This window comes from Nocardia sp. CC201C, from assembly GCF_030010695.1.
GTDB lineage: Bacteria > Actinomycetota > Actinomycetes > Mycobacteriales > Mycobacteriaceae > Nocardia > Nocardia otitidiscaviarum.
Map to the genome: position 1 here is coordinate 1 of NZ_JASCXP010000117.1, position 17715 is coordinate 17715.

A 17715-nucleotide genomic window follows, 5' to 3' on the forward strand; every position below is an offset into this window, starting at 1 on the left:
GGCGGACGCTCGATGAACTGCTGGGGGCGATCGTCGAGCAGCTCACCGACTCGGCGGCGCTCATCGCGCTCATCGACCCGGTGGATACGGCGGATGAGCGGTTGACCGCGCCCGCGCGGGGCGGCTGCTGGAGTTGATCGCGGGGAAGCTCGAGGATCCGGAGCAGCGGGGGGCGGTGCGGGCGGATCGCCCGCAGCTGCGACTCCGACAGCGCGAACAGTGCCGCGTTGGTGGTGATCCCGCGCCGGTACAGCACCCGCTGGCATCGCGTGGGCAGCCATGCCAATTCGCGCATCGCGACGTTGGGAGGCTGCACCGCATCCGGGTGCTCAAGGTTCTCGACTGCGGCGCCGAGCAGTTTCTCCACCGGCACGAAGTCCGTGTCGCCGATGGGTCCACCAGCGCTGCGGACGGTGACCTCCGCCAACATCCAGGAATCGGCGGATCGGCCCACCGGCCGGACCAGCGTCACCATGTACTCGACATCCGGGTGCCCCGGGAGCCGCAACCCCAGAGTCCGCGTTTCGATATCCAGGGGATTGCCGATCGAGCCCACAACTCGGATGTTGCCACGCTCAGCGCACCCCTCACGACCGAAAACAGACCAGTCAGTCATTCCGTGGGTCGGCTGTACCGCGGTGGCGGTGGTGCTTCCGCGTCCAGGTCGGCCACCCGTTCCCAGCGGTGGTTGTCGGCGGACCACCAGACCACGACCCAGTCGCGGTCGTCCGGCGGCTCGGCGGAGATGATATCCACCAGCTCGTCCAGGTGATGGACGAAATCGGTGCGCACGATACCCACGGTGCCGCGGGGCATCACCCACCCGCGCCGCTCCGGACGGTCGATGCGGTACACACGGGTGCGGGCGGGGAGCTCAGACATGCGCGATCCGCCCGGTCACGGCGAGGGTGGATCCGCGGGGACGAGGTGAACGGTCGGCGTCGGGAACGGATACCGGCCGGGCACATCCTCGGCGGCCTGCACGAGCGTAGTGCCGTCGTCCCGGACCTCGACAACCTCGAATACCGATACCCCACCCGCGAGTAGTCGGACTCGATCACCTACAGCCACCACACCGACCACGACCGCGAATCCTCGCCGCGCCACCTCTACGTGGCCGACGGGCGGGTGACACCCGCGCGGCAGCTGGTGGGACTGGGCAAGGGCCGCTGGGCCGAACCGGTCCCGGCGCGATGCCCGCACGGACATCCACTGCCGGGCGCCGCGGATGTGCTCGTGGGCTGGGTGCCGTGCCCCGGCCCGGATCGCAACGGGCACAGGACACATCGATGCCAGTGCGGGGCCACGTGTACGCCTCGCCGCAAGACCGCCCCGTGTGCGCCTGCCAGCAAGCCCGCGACCGCACGCCCCACCTGAGAACCGAGGAGTCCTGAGCCGGGTCGTGCCGGTGGTGTTTAGTGGTAGAACTACACCGGCACAAGCTCATACACCTAACTGACCTGCATGAATGTAGATGCTTGAGAACGGTTCCGGCTTTGTGTCATCGTGCGCGACATGATCGCCCCTCTCTCTCGGCTCACCCGAGCGGCCACCGCGAGCCGCATCGTCGGCCTGGACACCGTCCTTCTGCCGGCCGCCACCTGGCCGCGCCTCGGGCATTTGGTCCTCGAGGTCACACCAGATGTGTGCCACGCACACAATCCGCCCACGAATCTCATTACTCTCCCGAACGCGGCCTCACCCAGGCCGTTTCAGCTCTCCGACAAGGGAACTGAGAAACCACGCTGCGACCCCTGCCGCCAAGGTTTGGCTGCCACAGGGGCAGGGGTCGCAGGAACACCAGAACCACAACAATGTGAAAGGCTCCGGTACCCATGAGGCTTTCGGCCTCGGCAAACGATTCTCGCCGATACCCCCCACCCCCGCTACGACTCCCCCACGCTCCGGCCACTCCCACCACCGTGAACAGCCAAAACAGACGTGCACGCTGCGCTGCACCCCACCTCTCTACGCTCCGCCGTCGAACGAATACCCCTCGATCGACAGGAACTCCACAATGACCTCACCATCCACCCTGCTCGTGCTCTGGTTGCTGGTCGCCCTACTCACCAGCGTGCTGATCGGCTTCATCGGCGGCGCCTTGACTCGGCACAACGGAAACACCTGGGCCACCGCCATCTGCGCGGGCGGCGGCGCGTTCGCCGGGGCATTCACCATCGGCCTGCTCACGCTGAACACGCTGCTACCCAACTGAATCGGTCCCGTACCACCCCACGGCCCCCGAGCCCATGGCACAGGGGGCCGTCAGGTGAGGTACCGCGCCGCACCCGGCCGAAGCAGATACTGCGCCCCTCTTCGATTGGCCGGGACGGAGGTGCGCGGGCCACGACAACTAACCCGGCCAACCGGCAACCACCCGACCAATTCGACCTCCAGCCAGGTCCGGCTGGAGGTCGAATTGGTACACCACACCGTTGTCGCAGCCGGGTTGTCGGTACAGCGACCTACCCTCGGAAGACCATTTGTCCGTTGCGGGACACCAAGTCTCGCCGGTGAGGCAGGGGTGGTCACATGGGGCGGCGATATCGGCGGTCACGGCGACGCGCGGATTCGGGGGCGTCGATGTTCATGGCAGGCGTGGCGGGCTTAGCCGTGCTCGCGCTGGTCTTGCCGGTGCTCGAAGCCCGGCCCGTGCTGGTCGCGGTGATCGGTGCGGGTGTTGTAGCCGTGGCGGCGATCGCGGCGGCCCTGTGGATCTGGCATCGGCGCCGTATCCGTGCCCGCGATGACGCGCGGGCAGTCGCAGCGCTGCGACAGAACTCCTTGAGCCCCGCCGCCTTCGAGCACGCACTGGCCGCGTTGTGCCGCCGCGACGGCTGCCGGGATGTACGAGTGGTGGGTGGCGCCGGCGACCTGGGCGCGGATGTGCTGGCACGCGGCCCGGCAGGACAGCGGATCGTGCTGCAGGCCAAGCGGTATCGCAATAGCGGCAAAGTGGGATCCCAGGATGTGCAGCGCTTCGGAGGTACCTGTTTCACCATCCACCGCGCGGATGTCGCGGCGGTGGTGACCACCGCGCGGGACTACACCTCGGCGGCACGATCCTACGCGCAGGCAGCGGGCATCCTGCTGATGGACGCTCGCGCGCTGGCGGCCTGGGAGTCACGCACCGGCCCGGCCCCGTGGGAGCTGTAACCGGAGGGGCTACTGGTCGCGATCCCATCGAAGCCACATGCCATGACAGAGCAGCAGGTCTCGCACCCAGCGCTGGTCAGCCCGTACCTGTGGGGGCATCGGCATCGAGCAGGGCCTGTCGTTCGATGGGGTCGTTGTCCATACCGGCTCGCCCGGGGTGCCCGCGGCGATGTGACACGCCGCTGGGTGTCCGCCGATCAGGATGCGCGCCAGGGCGGCATGCTCGGCCGGGTGAAAGACGGACCCGTAGCTGCTGATGCCTTCTCCCACAGGAGGCCCGGGGCGGCGGTGGGTCACGAACACCGGCCCGCGCGTGCGGCCCTTGATCAATCTCGGGAGCAGCCGGGCGGTGCCCGCGTCCCAGTACACGATCTCGAGGACGTGTTCGTGGTGGGCGGCGCCGGCGAGGTTGTTGCGCGAGCTGAGGGTGTGGGGGTGGTCGGGTCCGAGGGCCCGCTCGCGGTCGATGAGGGTCTGCTCGCAGAGCGGAATGGCTTCATCGAATCGTCCCGACTTCATGCAAGACATGAAGTCCGCGTACTCGTTCACTAACCGGCCAGCTGCCGTTCGATCTCGCTGCCCGGGTCACGAGGGGGCACGGCTGCGGCGGCGCTCGGTAACGTCTGTCCGACTTTCTGGACAGTCCATACATGACAGCTATCAAAGGTCGAGGTTCGCGCAGGCGTCAGTGCATCGAGGCCTGCGCAGTACTGGCCATCGTGGCGGCGCTGGCGTTCTTCGGGCGTGAGCAGAAGTCAGATCACGAGTCCACGCCGACGGCTGCCGCCCCGACAACAACATCGCGGGTCGCCTACACGGGGGCACCGTCTACAACTGTTCCGACCGGTCATGAGGATTCGACTGCTGAACTGCTATCGGCTGCGGGGGTCACCGAGGGCTTGCTGGTGCGCTTGCACCTGGTGGCCATGGAGACCAACTACGGCATCGCGCGCGACACCGCAATAGAACGCGGCATCCTCGAAGGCTTGGCCTACGTCATGGTCTTGTTCTGTCGCGATATCGCCACCGGTATCGAGACCTGGGAAAGTTTCATCGAACAAGACATGTCGACCGGGGCGACCCTCCAAGTTGCCATCAAGATGAACCGATTCCTCCGCACCGAGTACTGCCCCGCAGTCCGATTGGGCCGTCCCCGGTGAATGAGACCACTTGGTATTAGTGTCCTGTATGGCCTGGTGAGGGCCGAGAAGGGACACTGATCGATATGGCAGGACGCAAGCGGCATTCCGCGGAAGACATCGTGCGGAAGCTGCGCCGTGCCGACGAGCTGACCGCCGCCGGTAAGACCGGCGAGGAGGCTGCCGCCGAGATCGGGGTATCGGCGGCGACGTTGTACAACTGGCGCCGCCAGTACGGCGGTGTGGACACCGACGCCGCCAAGGAACTCAAAGAGCTGCGTGAGCAGAACGCCCGCTTGAAGCGGCTGCTCGCCGATGCCGAGCTGGAGAAGGACGCGTTGCGGGAGATCGCTCGGGGAAAATTCTGAGCCCAGCCACCAAGCGTCGCGCCGTGGACATGCTTCGCGAAGTCAAGAGCATGTCGGAACGGTTCGCGTGCAAGGTCGTTGGGCTGAATCGGTCGACCTATCGGCGGCTGCCGATCGAGGACACCCCGACCGATCCGGACGCCGGTATGCGGGCCTGGCTGCGCTCGTACGCGGTCAAGAATCCCGGGCACGGGTTCCGTCGTGCCTGGGCGGCACTGCGGTTCGACGAGGGCGCGGGCGTCAACCTCAAGAAGGTCCACCGGCTCTGGTGTGAGGAGGGCCTGCAGGTCCGCGAACACCACCCGCGCAAACGGGCCGGTATTTCATCGGTGCCGCCGGTGGAAGCCGATGCGCCGAAGGTGGTGTGGGCGTTGGATTTCCAGTTCGATTCCACCGTGGACGGTCGGGCGGTGAAGATCGCGTCGATGATCGACGAACACACCCGCGAGTCGCTGCTGCACGTGGTGGAGCGCTCGATCACCTCCGACAGGTTGGTCACCGAACTGGAGAAGGTATTCGCCGCGGCCGGCGGCCCACCGAGGGTGCTGCGGATGGACAACGGCCCGGAAATGATTTCGAATGCGCTGCAACGGTTTTGCGCCGACCTAGTCGGGATCTCCTACATTCCTCCGGGCACGCCCTGGAACAACGGGTTCGTCGAATCGTTCAACCGCCGGTTGCGGACCGAGTGCCTCAACCGCAACCACTGGACCAGCCTGCTCGAGGCGCGGGTGGTGATCGGCGATTTCAAGGTCGATCACAATCGGCGGCATCGGCATTCGGCGCTGGGCTACCTGACGCCGGCCGAGTACGCTGCGGCCTGTACCCACACCCACCACCCAGTGGGCTGCGGGACCAACTGAACACGGTACGAAATCACCTGGCTCTACTCCCGGGTGGTCTCGTCATCGGGGACCGCTCAGCCCGGCGCTCGGTATTGGCCGGGTGAGTTGTAGTTCCTGACCTCGGGGCGCGGCTGTTGAAGTTCATCCGTGTCGACAGATGATCTCGAGTACCATCGGAGGCGACGGTTTCACGCCTGGCGAGTATCAGGGAGCGCATGTCCAAGGCCGCGGACTTGTTCGTCGATATTAAAGGGAGGTACTGCAATAAACGTGACCGAGGTCGAGCAATCGTTCGAGCGCGGGACAAGAAAGCCAGCAGGCCACAACCCGCGGTCCAGGCATGGATACCAGGCGATGGCCAGGTACTGCAATGAGGCCCGTAGCTTGTTGCTGCCTAGCGCGCCAGGTGACCAGGACCTCCTGAAAGCAGCCTTCAAACTGGGTGCGGCACACCGGATCGCCCTGGCACGTCACGACCAAGCTACGGTCGCCTCGATTCTAGCCAGCCTCGGTTGGGCACTCAGCGAATACGTCACCGAGGACACTGACCTCGCAAAGACCCGCGCGGCCCGCCTCCTCCAAGAGTCTGCGGGACAATACCGAGAACTCGGTGACATGTGGCGCGCAGCTATCGAATACACGAACGCAGCGAGCGCGCTCCTCGACAAACGGCACATCCACGACTCCGACCTCCGAAACGCAGAGGCGTTCCTGGATTTCAGTTTCGAGCACAAGGAAGAGAACTCACTCGACTGGGGATATTCGCAGTTCACGGCAGGCCGATTGGGTTGCCAGATGTCCTATCGTCAGCATGGCGCAGACCGAGTGCGAGCATTGGCCGACGCAGCCACCGAAATGCTGGATGGGCTGAAGCTCCTTCGCACACACCAGGGCGATACCCCGGTAGGCGGCATCGCCGAACTGGGTCGAGTCGTGATGGAACTGATCGGCGCCGACCAGCAGGCGCAGATACGCGCCCTCGTCTTGGCGCATATCGACGACCTGCCGGCTTCGTTGTACGAAAAGGCTTCGAATGCTCCAGAATCGATCGCAGACCTGCTCCGAAGCAATCCGGTGGCGATCGGTGTCGACCAAACTCCTGCCTGGCTGGACTTGGATGCGAGCATGTCGCTGAGCCCACAGCACATCACCATTCTCGACGAGGTCTCACGGGAATTGGAGCGGCTGCTCGCGGTGTCGTCCGAGGGGCAGCAACTCGCCCACGGAAGGTGGTATCAGGCGCGAATCGAATTCTTGCTGCACCGATCCCGCACTACCCTCCAAGGACTGATCAGCGCACTCCACGGCTTCGACACCGACCCTGAGCGATATTTCGGCTGCGCCTACTTCATCATCAAGAACGGGCAGGAACTCTTCGAGCCCGAGACAGAGGTTCCGGTGCTGCGAGCCGCGGTATCCGCATTCAATCGCGTGATCACGGCGCTTTCCCGCGAACGCCTGGAACCGTTCCTTCGATCGAATCCGGTGCAGATGCGATTCATCGCCGGCCAAATGTGCGAGCACGGTTTATGGGACGAAGCCATCGAGACCATCGAAGCCAGTCGAGCTCTGATCCATGAGCTGACCGACACCCCTGACTTCCCGTCACACGACGCCACCGCAGAGCGGGGCCCGTCGTGGGTCTACCTGACTCATTCCCCCGTCGCCACCTACATTGCTGTGGTCCGTGAGGAATGGGATCGTCCACGAGGCATTCGGCTCGATGCACTCGCCGGGCGCCATCTGGTGCAACTGACGAATTCCTTCGCCGACAACGCACCTGGGCTGGTGACAGTGCAGACCACGGGCATGTCCGCGCACCTCGATACGGCCGTGGTGGCTACGCTTGAAAGCCTGCATACCGTTGCGGAACAGATCTGCCGCCTCGCCCCCCCAGCTTCCGGAATCTGTCTCGTAGCGTGTGGCTTGTTCTCTCAGCTACCGGTCTCAGCTGCAGTGCTCGACCATCCCGATTATCGGCATCCATTTATCAGCGTGGTTTCCAGTCGCCACTCGACATCCTCGAGCACCAGCCGACTCATGCTGGATGACAGATTCTCCTACCACGGCGTGAGCGCCATGAACCCTCCCCACGCATCTCAGCTGCGATACCCCGACGCCGAAGTATCGGCGGTGCAGGGAATCCTCCGCACGGCAGGGCTCCGTGCGGACGCGACGCACGAAGCGTGTGCCCAGGACCTGGCTACGGCTGCCCGAACATCTTCCGTTGTGCACTTCTCAGGTCACTCCAGTGTCGATCATCTGGACCCGAGACAGTCGGCCCTGATTTTGACTGACGCCGATGTCACGGTTCAGTCGATGAGCGATTGGAAGCGGACCGACGGTGGTGCCTTTCTGGCCGCCTTCAGCTCGTGCAGCTCCGGAGTGCCCTCTACGTTGGTGCTCGGTGATGAAGCGATCAGCGTCAATGCTGCCGCATTGAATGCGGGATTCGCGTTCTCCGTCGGCTCCCTGTGGCAGGTCAGCGACCTCGCAGGCGTGGCGTTCATGACACGCTTCTTCCAGGAAGTCGCGGCCCTGGAAGCGCTGGGGGCCGAGGAGTTGTCCTCGCGACTGCGCACCGTACAACTGTGGATGAGGAGCGTGACCGTGCAGGAACTGACGCGCTTCCTGCACGAACACGGAGTACATGTGGCGCCGCCAGCCACCGTGCATCTCGATGCTCGCCCACTGCAGTCAGCTCGATATTGGGCTGCGTTCTACCTCAGTTCACGCACGACGTGAGGAAGATACCGTCGGCACAGATCGCAGGAGCGACCGGCAAAATGCCTTCCCTTCGCCGATATCCTCAACCCGGGGCTGTTAACCACACGCCATCGCACAGTTCGAACGAACCCGAACACTAGCGATCGCCGATGATGATGAGCGAACCGCACACGCTGCCGCACGCCCTCGGGCTGGCGGAAGCGAATTAACTGTACTAGCTGCGGATCACGATCACCACTTTCACCGTCAGACCGACAAAGCTGAAGCTACCGGGCGGTCTGCCAGGCTCTAGCAACGCCGCCGATGCGGTACAAGCTGCGCCGGAGTTTCTTCCTTCGAACATCAACCATGGTTTGACATACCAAACTAGGCATTATGGGATGCGCGGCGGCCATCGTCATGATCGACCCGCATCGAAAATCTGGAACATGTTCGCCGAGAACTCCTGTCGCCGACTGTCGTGCCACGGGCAACTTGATGTCCGTGGAGATCGCTCCGCCAGCATCGACTCTGTCCGGCTTTACCGGTCGCGGGGTTTCAACAGGAATCCCGCCAGGATTCGCCCGTCCAGCTATGCCCGTCGGTCAGAGGTTAAATCTCAAGCTGAGAAGCTGCGGGTGCTGATTCTCGGGGCTGCGGGCGAGGGCGATCTCCGAGTGGGGCGCGAGCAGAAGCGGATCCGCGCGGCCGTCCAGTCAGCTCTTCATCGCGATCAGATCATGTTCGATGTTCGTCCTGCGGCAACGCCCGCGGACTTGCTCGACGGGATCAGCAAATTCCGTCCTCATGTGGTCCACTTCTCCGGTCATAGCGACAATGACTTCCTGGTGTTCGAACAGGACACTGACGGTCCCAATTCGGGCATAGATGTCGCCGCTGGTGCGTTCGCTCGTGCGATCCAGGCGACCGACGCTCCGCCGCTGCTGGTACTGCTGAACTCGTGCAACTCCGCAGCTCAGATCGATGATCTTGTCGCCGAGGTGGTGCCGTTCGCGATCGGTATGGCCGACGAGATCGACGACGGTGACGCGATCAACTATGCCGCTCAGTTCTATGCCTCGATTGCCGACGGTCAGTCGATCAAGTCGTCTCACCTGTCCGGGCGATCGGCTCTTGAGCTCGCGGGGTTGAGTGGCGCCGATCTGCCGACTCTCGCGTGTGCTCCGGACGTGGATCCGAGTGTGACGATCCTGGTCAAGGCCATGGAGTAGCGCAATACCGCTGACCGGCCTGGGCGTTTACTTCACAGATGTCCGGCTGGTGGATCGGCCCGAACGCACCATTCTGCCGCGTTGAGCGCTGTTCGAAGCGGCCAGACGGTCGGCCACCAAGATCGCTGGGGCCGACCGCTTTTGATCGCTCGTAAAGTGAGACGTACCGTACGGATTCTTACGGCCCCCGGGGTGTCGCAGCCACCAGTTGGAATACCACGCTCACGGCACTCAGGACGTCGGCGAGTTCGGGACTGATGAGCAGCAGCCGTTCGGCGTCGGATTTCGACGGCGCGATTTGCAGCAGCGGGACGAGTTCGCCTGTCGACGGCAGCCGGTATTCGGTGATCGCGTGGTGGGTGAGCTCCAGTAGTTCCTCGGCGCGAATGCCGGTGTGGCGCAAGGTCTCCAGGATGGCCCAGGCCCAGAAGGTATCCCCTTCCTCGGTTGCCAGGTCACGCCGTTTACCGGTGTCGGGATCGACGGCCCAGACCACTGGGGTCATGGGCAGGTTTCTGGCCAGGACGGGGCGATGCCAGCGTCGACCGTCGATGTCGAAATACTGGCCCGTGTCGACCGATTGGGCCGCTCGTAGTCTTCGGCTGGCCAGCTCCAGCCGGTCTTGAGCGGTCTTGACCAGCAGTGGAAGGACGGGCAGTCGCTCGCGGGTGCGCTGGTCCATCCGGGCCTTGCGATGTTTGTTGACCTTGCGCTGGCGGATGGTGAGATCGCTGTCGCGCACTGGACATGGTGCGACCCATGGTCCCCAACGGGATGATTCTTCCAGTGCCCATTGCGCGGTGTCCTGGTAGAATGCTCGGACTACAGTCAACTCGTTGTCCGACAGCCGCCGGTATCGCTCCGAGGTGGTGGTGCCGTCGGCGTGATGGACCTTGCGTGTCCGGTATTGCCGTCGTTCCTTCCAGGCTGCCGCGACCTCGGGTGCCAGGTGCAGCGAGTCGATGCCGGGATGATGGCGCTCGAGGTCGGCCCAAAACTTGCCGCCGATCATGAACGCCAGCTGATCCAAGGTCACGTAGTCCACGGCTGGTTGACGCTCGCGCAGATAGTCCAGGATCACCGCGCGGACCGGCTGGCAGGTGATCGGGTAGCGATCCAGCAGTGCCTCCAGGCTGCGCTGTCCCATGGTGTGGGCCAACGCCCGAAACGTAGCGGGTGCTTCGGCGGGCACGACCCCGACCTGCCGCAACAAGCGCGTAGGCCGCGGAGATGTAGGTCGCGCGTCTTCTCGCCGTCCGGCGCAGGTCGTATGCCTGAACCAGATCACCCACGGTCACCTCGGCGACCATTCCGCCCTTGGCCGCAACGTTTTTGGCGATCATCGTGATCGCCGCCGATCCCTCTGCCTGCAGCGCCGGCGTCGCTGCGACCGCATCGCGCAGCAACGCGAAGCCCCCGGGATCACGGACGCGACTCATCTTCCGGGTCAGGAACACCGCGTTGTGCTTGCGCTGCAGCAGGTGGGCCAGGGACGGACGCAGAATATCCAGGCTCATCAACACCAGGAACCCGCTGGCCAGCTCGACCGGGTTCCTGGGTCACCGTTCCCGGTTCTAACGCCGCGGAGATCGTGCTGCCCAAACTGACTGACTCTCTGAAAAGTGTTTTGCTGCGACGCAAAACCATCGCTGAGGACATCGAGAAGATGCTCGATGCGCACCCTCTTGCCAAGGTCCTGACCTCGATGCCCGGCGTCGGAGTCAGGACCGGAGCCCGCATCCGGCTCGAGGTCGGTGACCGCTCGGCCTTCGCCACCGCCAGGCACCTCGCGTCCTACGCCGGCATCGCCCCGGTCACCCACAACTCCGGCAGCTCCATCAAGGGCGAGCACCCCCCGCTCGGGCAACCACAAACTCAAACGCGCCCTGTTCCTCTCGGCGTTCGCCGCGCTGCACGACCCGGCCAGCCGCGCCTACTACACGCGCAAACGCGATGAGGGCAAGAAGCACAACGCCGCCCTGATCTGCCTGGCTCGCCGCCGCTGCGACGTCCTCTACACGATGCTGAAAACCAAGCAGCCCTACCGGAATACGACACAGTTCGCCCGACCTGATCGGCGATCAGGGCACGTCCTCACTACCGGACAGCGGATCACCCGGTGACGGAGCGCGCGTTTTCAGTTCGGCTCGCACCTCGATTTCGACCCGAGTCCGCGCAGCACTCGGATCCCACATCTCCTGGAACGGCCCGACGATTGAACCACCGAGGCCGCGTCGACGCGCGCGCGTCACCGCCCACGCGAACCCGACCGGAATCAGAACTATCGGAACGACAGACGCCAGGAACAGCAAGAAATCGTCCACACCCGCGCATGCTACTGCTCACCACCCCCGTCGCGCCGCCCATGAACCATCAGAGCAAGGGCATCTCCACACTTGCGAAAACCATCCCCCACTCACTCAGGAGCACAACCATGCCCGTATCCAGCCGTGAATGGCGATTGACCACCCGACCTGTCGGCGAACCCCAGCCGACGGACTTCGAGTTCGCGACCACGACAGTCGCCGATCCCGGTCCAGGCCAGATCCTGGTCCGCAACGACTGGATCTCGATCGACCCCTACATGCCCGGTCGCATGAACGACGTCGAGTCCTACATTCCGCCCTTCACCCTCGACGAGCCGATGACCGGCAGCGCGGTCGGCACCGTCGTCGCCTCCGCCGTAGACACCGTTCCGGTCGGCACCACCGTCACCCACTTCGACGGGTGGCGCGAGTACGCACTCCTCAAGGCGAGCACGGCGCAGATCGTCGACCCGAATCTCGCTGCGCCCCAGGCATACCTGGGCGTACTCGGCACCACCGGACTCACCGCGTGGGCAGGCCTGACCGAGATCGCCCCGATCCGAGAGGGCGACGTCGTGTTCATCTCCGGCGCCGCAGGAGCGGTCGGTTCCATCGCCGGATAGATCGCCAAACAGCTCGGTGCGTCGAAGGTTATCGGCTCCGCCGGCGGCCCTCAGAAAGCCGAGCGACTGCTTGAGGAATTCGGTTTCGACGCTGACGATTTGACCGTCCAGTTGGATCTGGCATGGATTCGATATCTGCTGTGGCAAGAGGCCACCTACCGAGGCGGCGATCCACGCATTCTGGGTAGAGCACCGTCGCGACGTAGCAGACATTCTGTGCCTACCTCACACAAACCAGACATCGACCGTTAACGCCGCCCCTCTCGCATCGGATGCCCCGACCACGACGTTCATTCCACGCCTCGAAGGAACATCCAATGAAGACACGCGCTCGAATCGCCGGCATCGCCGCGCTGGTGCTACTCGTAGGCGCCCCGACCGCCGCGGCACTTCCCACCGGCAGCGGCGACAACAACGCGCCGGCGCCCGCACCGGCAAGCGACACCGTCACTATCGGCGACTACTGCGCGTCCACATACGCGCCGACGCGGACCGTTGCTCAGACCGCGGACGGGCAGACCGTGTATTGCGTGCAGGTGAAGCGTACCGACGCGTACGTGTGGTGGCCGGTCAACGAGAAGTTGCCGGTCGACCCGCATCACAGCGTTTCGCCCGGCGATGACTGCTTGGGTGAGGGTGAGCAGTGGGTCGACGGGCAGGGCCGTGCGATTCAGTGCAACAAGACCCAGAACGGCCGCCTGCGCGGCAACCTCGTCTGGCAGCTCCAGCACTAGCGAGTCCGACAGTGGCGGGTTCTGTGCCTGTCGGCGGGTCCTGGTAGCGTCCGACCGTCAACCACGCTGATGCGATCAGCACGGTCCGACTACCCCCGAACGAGCCCCGCACCGACGCAAACGGTCCGGGGCTCGGTTTGGCTCTGGGGACGGAGTGCGACCTGCCTACCAGAGCACGCGTTGAGACCGCTCGAGGTACGCGCGAAACGGTCAGGGCTCCATGCCGTTTCGGCAGTACCGATTATTGGCCGGACAGCAGATCGCGTGCTACCGCTGGAGCGGCGCCGGTCTCTCCATCATGATCGATCTATGGCGACGCACGCGGACCTGACGGCAGCGATGGACTACCTGGCAGTGGACACGTGGCGTCGCCTCGAACACGGACAGCCGCGTGGCCTGGCACCGAGCGAAGAGTCCATCACCGACTATCTGCTGTTCGAACTGAACCAGCAGTTTCCACAGGTTCTCGTCCACAAGCCCAGCAAACGGGAGGAGGCACGCGTCGGTGCGGACTGGGAGTGGTGGATCGGAGCAGATACCCGGTGGCTGTGCCTGCGGGTACAGGCGAAAAAGTTCTTCGGCCGAAACTATCGGCATCTCGGCCATAGGATCGGTAACACGGGTATTCGGCAGATCGACCTGCTGATCGCCGGATGCGATCAACGCGGGTACCTTCCGTACCACGTTTTCTACAATGGTTGGGCCAGTGGCCATTTCGACGGCCACGACCTCGCCGCCCTGAAGACCAACGACCAGTTCTTCCCGCATACGTCGGGGCGGCCGATCACGATGCGAAACCCCATGCACCCGCACGGCTACGAGACAGTGACGCTTGGGGAGGAGAATCCGCGATGGTGGGGATGTTCGGCCTTGCCGAGTCGTGTCGTGCGGAACCTGCTGCAGGCCCGCCATCGACACTACGTCCCACGCTATTTGGCGCACGCTATGCCGTGGTCGATGCTGTTTTCGCCTACCGACGCCACCCGTGCGCACGAACGTATCCCTGCGGGGCTTACCGACATCGTCGACGTCATCCATTGGCGTCTGCTCAGCGGCACTCCCGAGACCACAGCGCCTATGGCTCCGGTACCCGAGGACACGCAGGACGCAGATTCTATCTTGGACGGACAACGACTCACGGCCCTTCCACGCTATGTCCGGGCCGTATTCGACGGCCACCGGGCCGCCGATCTGGGTGACGTAAACAAAGCGACGGATGACCGACTCCCTGCCCGACGACTCGTCCTCACCGATCTGGACGACTTTCCCACCGACCTATCTCCGACATCGGTACGGCCGCTACCCTGAAATTCGCCGGAGTCCATCGGTTCGAGCCGCGTGACGTGCGAACCATGCTGATTGCCGATACCCGGCGGTGAGCATACGCGCGGTCCGGGCGCCCCGTCCTGCGAGCCGACACTCGAAACGCAAGCACCCTTTGCCTTCGCTGCCAGACAAGCCGTCCAGTTCCCCTCGGTGCCGACTTGCCCGTCGCGGGCACTCGACTGTATCGGTCATCCGCTAGCGGACCATCTCCTTTCCACGGTTTACGATCCCACTCACCACGGAAATCACACTGGAAAGGGCTGCTTCATGGCACGCAAGGTCATCGTCGAGATGGTGGACGACTACGACGGTCAGTCCAAGGCCGAGGAGACGGTGCAGTTCGCTGTCGATGGTGTGGCCTACGAGATCGACCTGTCGAAGCTGAACGCCGCAAGGATGCGCGGGATCTTCGAGCAGTGGACTCCGCACGCGCGCCGGGTCGGCCGCGTGCCGCGAGGCAAGGCGGCGGGCAAGCCGCGGCCGGCGGTCGATCGGGAGCAGACGCAGGCGATCCGGGACTGGGCCCGCAAGAACGGCTTCGAGGTATCCAGCCGCGGCCGCGTCCCGAGTGAGGTGCTGGAGGCCTACAACAAGGCGACCGCGTAGCACCGGCATGGCCCCCAGCGAGAGCCCATGGGCCACTCGGCCCAACCGCCGCATCGACCTGTTGTGGAACCCTCCACCACCTCGCCGTCGCCAGCATGCGTCATGATCGGATCCACGGCAAAGATCCATAGAGCGACGTCAAAGGCGTCGCGCAGCCCCCTGTGAAGCGGGGCCCGCGCGCCACCGAGGACTCCGCCGCCCCGGAAGGGTAGATGTAGTCCGCCCGGACGGGATAGCCTGCAGCAGTCAGCCATTCGGCCACCATCTCGTCGGACCCGATCGGCCGGTTTCCCTTCACCTCAGAGCGAGTTCTGGACCAAGGTCGCCAAAACGGCGCGAGCGGCGCGTTTGGCTTGGACTCCGCGCTCAGAGGTGGCGACATCCTGCAAGTGGAATGCCCAGTGCGCCTCGAACAGACAGGCCAGGGCGTAGGCCGCAGCGGCGACCTGATCGTCACCGGCGTGGGGATAGTCGACGTGCAGTTGCTCGTGCAGTTCCGGCAGCCAGCGGCTGGTCCACAGCTCGTGCAGTCGCTGACGGACCTGGGAGTCGCGGGCACCGAGGGCGACCAGCTCGATCCAGATGACGAGATCTTCGCGGCTGCGGTAGGCGCCGGGCTCGAACATGGTGTCGATACGCGCCTCGATCGATTCGCCGCCGGCCGCACGTAGCATCGCCGACCCGTATCCGGCGACAGCACTGTTGATGAACGCCTGGAGCAGGCCACTTCGACTGCCGAAATAGTGCAGGACCAGCGTGCGCTGCATCCCGGCCGCTTCGGCCACGCGCGACAAGGTCGCGTTCGCCAGCCCGTCCCGCGCGACGACACCGGCCATCGCCTGCAGGATCTCGACCGTGCGCTCGCGAACCTTGCTGGGCCGCCCCAGTTTATTTACCATCATGACAGTAAATATAATCTTCCGAGAGTGTGATCATCATGCGGGTTCTGGCCTTGGGCGGCGCGGGCGAGATGGGTCGGGTCGCGGCGCGGGTCCTGATCGGCGCTGCGACGGTAACCGACCTGGTCGTGGCCGATATCGACGGCGGTCGCGCGGCGGCGGTCGCGCAACGCTTGGGCACCAAGGCATCCAGCCGGCAGGTGGACGTCACCGACCAGACGCAGTTGGCTGCGGCCCTGAGTGATTGCGACATTGTGGTCAACACAGTCGGCCCGTTCTTCCGATTCGGCGTACGGATTCTGGCGGCGGCGATCGATGCTGGCCGCGACTACGTCGACATCTGCGACGATCCGGAGCCGACGCTGGAGATGTTGGCCTTGCACGGACGCGCCCGCACAGCCGGAGTGACCGCGCTGATCGGGATGGGTGCCAGCCCCGGCGTCGCGAACCTCCTGGCCGTCATTGCCGCTCGGGAATTGAACACTGTCGACAGCTTGATAACAGGATGGAACGTTGCCGATACAGCACAGCCCCATACCCCCGGACCACCCAGCGCGGCGATTGCGCACGGGTTGCGGCAGATCAGTGGCACCATCCCTGTCACCCGCGACCGGCAGGTCGTGCCGCGTCCGGCACTCGAGAAGATCGAGCTCGACTATCCGGGCATTGGCCGGATAGCAGGCCGCAGCTTCGGTCACCCCGAGGCCGTGACACTGCAGCATGCCTTTCCCGAACTGCGCGACAACACGAATATCGTTGTCGGCGACCGATTCACACTAGCCGTGCTGTCGGCACTACGCTTTGGCATAGACTGCGGACTGTCTCTCAACTGGGCCGCCCGGCTCGCCGCCAAGGCCGAGCGAATGCTTCCCGCCAAGCCGGCCGACATCATTACCCCGGGCGGGCCGCCACCATTGTTCGCCGTAGCCCGCGGCACGCGCCGAGGCGAATCCGCCGCGGCAGCCACGGCCCTGGCTCAGATTCCTGGCCTGACGATGAGCGAGAACACCGGCGTTCCCGTAGCCGTGGCGGCACTACAACTGCCGTCCGTGCGCCGCCCCGGGGTGCACCCACCAGAGTCACTGCTCGATCCGCACCAGTTCTTCGCCGCGTTCGCACCGCACTGCATCGGCAACCCCCCTACCGCGACAATGACGGTAACCACCCGATCCTGGGCGACAGTGCAGGACAATTCCGAAAGTCTCTCCTCCGCAATACTCACCGCGTTCCTCGCACCACGCCAACCCCAATGCAGGTAATACCGGCGGTCCAAGCCGCAACCCCGGGTCGGCCGCGGTGCGCCGCTCGTGGCGAAGTCATGAGAATGATCACTGCGCTGACCAACGCCGCCGCGTGGCAGGCCAGTGCGATCCACCAGCCAAAACCCGTCACGGCCCAGGCCATCAGAAACGGGTGCACGTGAACGGCGACGAATACGAGATGGTCACCCGTAGTCTGTCCGGGGCGGTGCCACCACCGTTTGGATGCGTCCATGGCGTTCACGGTGACACCGCCGAACAGATCGAAAACCACGAAGCCGAGCACGATCAGGGCCCGTAGCCCTTGGTCAGCGCAAGCCCCGGCAACGACGGTCAACACCGCACCGAACACCGCAACCGAGCCAGCGGTCCGCAGCGGTGGCATGGGGCGCGATTCAGGTCGCTCAGAGGCCAATTCATTGTGCGCGGTCCGCACCATATCCGGTCGCCGCTGTTATCCACACAGAACCGAGACACATTCCGTGACAACACGATCAAATGTCATAGGTTGGCCCT

The 17715-nt window shown here is 64.6% G+C and carries 17 protein-coding genes and 1 pseudogene; 12 read left to right on the plus strand and 6 right to left on the minus strand.

Translation table 11 applies throughout. The annotated features are described in order from the left end of the window. Nucleotides 1-367, minus strand: a 367-nt coding sequence (locus QK444_RS14670; protein WP_282780670.1) for a hypothetical protein, incomplete at its 3' end; no start/stop codon positions are given. Between the two features lie 245 nt (nt 368-612). Next, on the minus strand, nt 613-882 hold the full coding sequence (locus QK444_RS14675) for a hypothetical protein (RefSeq protein WP_282780671.1): 270 nt from the start codon (nt 880-882) through the stop codon (nt 613-615). Nucleotides 883-2017: 1135 nt separating this feature from the next. Between QK444_RS14675 and QK444_RS14680 the strand changes: the two genes are divergently transcribed. Next, nucleotides 2018-2215 (plus strand): hypothetical protein, encoded by a 198-nt coding sequence (locus tag QK444_RS14680; RefSeq protein ID WP_282780673.1) that lies wholly within the window; start codon nt 2018-2020, stop codon nt 2213-2215. A 383-nt stretch (nt 2216-2598) separates the two neighbouring features. Beyond that, nucleotides 2599-3156, plus strand: a complete 558-nt coding sequence (locus QK444_RS14685) for a restriction endonuclease (RefSeq protein ID WP_282780675.1) — start codon at nt 2599-2601, stop codon at nt 3154-3156. Nucleotides 3157-3165: 9 nt separating this feature from the next. On the opposite strand, the gene QK444_RS14690 is transcribed toward QK444_RS14685, so the two are convergent. After that, complete coding sequence (locus QK444_RS14690; protein ID WP_282780677.1) at nt 3166-3705, minus strand: tetratricopeptide repeat protein; 540 nt, start codon at nt 3703-3705, stop codon at nt 3166-3168. Nucleotides 3706-3806: 101 nt separating this feature from the next. On the opposite strand from QK444_RS14690, the gene QK444_RS14695 reads away from it, so the two are divergent. The 4 genes from QK444_RS14695 (at nt 3807) to QK444_RS14710 (ending at nt 9446) form a co-directional block, all read left to right on the plus strand. After that, complete coding sequence (locus QK444_RS14695) at nt 3807-4316, plus strand: hypothetical protein (RefSeq protein WP_282780679.1); 510 nt, start codon at nt 3807-3809, stop codon at nt 4314-4316. A gap of 65 nt (nt 4317-4381) precedes the next feature. Further along, a protein-coding gene (locus QK444_RS14700; RefSeq protein WP_282780681.1) for an IS3 family transposase occupies nt 4382-5526 on the plus strand; the annotation gives its coding sequence in 2 pieces (ribosomal slippage) (nt 4382-4658 and nt 4658-5526; 1146 coding nt in all). 252 nt (nt 5527-5778) lie between these two features. Then, nucleotides 5779-8253 carry a CHAT domain-containing protein gene (locus QK444_RS14705; RefSeq protein WP_282780683.1) on the plus strand — a complete coding sequence of 825 codons (2475 nt, stop codon included), beginning with the start codon at nt 5779-5781 and terminating at the stop codon, nt 8251-8253. Nucleotides 8254-8663: 410 nt separating this feature from the next. Next, nucleotides 8664-9446, plus strand: a complete 783-nt coding sequence (locus QK444_RS14710; protein ID WP_282780685.1) for a CHAT domain-containing protein — start codon at nt 8664-8666, stop codon at nt 9444-9446. Nucleotides 9447-9624: 178 nt separating this feature from the next. Here the strand turns inward: QK444_RS14710 and QK444_RS14715 are convergent, their stop codons facing one another. Next, entirely contained in the window at nt 9625-10605 is a 981-nt protein-coding gene (locus QK444_RS14715) for a hypothetical protein (protein WP_282780686.1), read from the minus strand. Nucleotides 10606-11004: 399 nt separating this feature from the next. Here QK444_RS14715 and QK444_RS14720 point away from each other — a divergent pair. The 5 genes and pseudogenes from QK444_RS14720 to QK444_RS14740 all read left to right on the plus strand — a co-directional run. Further along, nucleotides 11005-11569, plus strand: a pseudogene (locus QK444_RS14720) (transposase); the annotation flags it as partial. Between the two features lie 311 nt (nt 11570-11880). Next, nucleotides 11881-12375, plus strand: coding sequence for an NADP-dependent oxidoreductase (locus QK444_RS14725; protein ID WP_282780688.1), 495 nt, complete (start codon nt 11881-11883; stop codon nt 12373-12375). A 317-nt stretch (nt 12376-12692) separates the two neighbouring features. Further along, the gene (locus QK444_RS14730; RefSeq protein WP_282780690.1) at nt 12693-13109 is read left to right on the plus strand and encodes a hypothetical protein; all 417 of its coding nucleotides are present in this window, start codon (nt 12693-12695) and stop codon (nt 13107-13109) included. 309 nt (nt 13110-13418) lie between these two features. Next, complete coding sequence (locus QK444_RS14735) at nt 13419-14417, plus strand: DUF6615 family protein (protein WP_282780692.1); 999 nt, start codon at nt 13419-13421, stop codon at nt 14415-14417. Nucleotides 14418-14702: 285 nt separating this feature from the next. Further along, the gene (locus QK444_RS14740; protein ID WP_282780694.1) at nt 14703-15041 is read left to right on the plus strand and encodes an Lsr2 family protein; all 339 of its coding nucleotides are present in this window, start codon (nt 14703-14705) and stop codon (nt 15039-15041) included. Between the two features lie 299 nt (nt 15042-15340). On the opposite strand, the gene QK444_RS14745 is transcribed toward QK444_RS14740, so the two are convergent. Next, nucleotides 15341-15877 (minus strand): TetR/AcrR family transcriptional regulator, encoded by a 537-nt coding sequence (locus QK444_RS14745; RefSeq protein WP_282780696.1) that lies wholly within the window; start codon nt 15875-15877, stop codon nt 15341-15343. Nucleotides 15878-15978: 101 nt separating this feature from the next. Here QK444_RS14745 and QK444_RS14750 point away from each other — a divergent pair, with 101 nt between their 5' ends. Next, nucleotides 15979-17199, plus strand: coding sequence for a saccharopine dehydrogenase NADP-binding domain-containing protein (locus tag QK444_RS14750; RefSeq protein ID WP_282780700.1), 1221 nt, complete (start codon nt 15979-15981; stop codon nt 17197-17199). Here QK444_RS14750 and QK444_RS14755 read toward each other — a convergent pair. Further along, nucleotides 17159-17584: a hypothetical protein gene (locus QK444_RS14755; protein WP_282780698.1), complete on the minus strand. Its 426-nt coding sequence runs from the start codon at nt 17582-17584 to the stop codon at nt 17159-17161. The two genes, QK444_RS14750 and QK444_RS14755, sit on opposite strands and share 41 nt — an antisense overlap. Nucleotides 17585-17715: the final 131 nt, after the last annotated feature.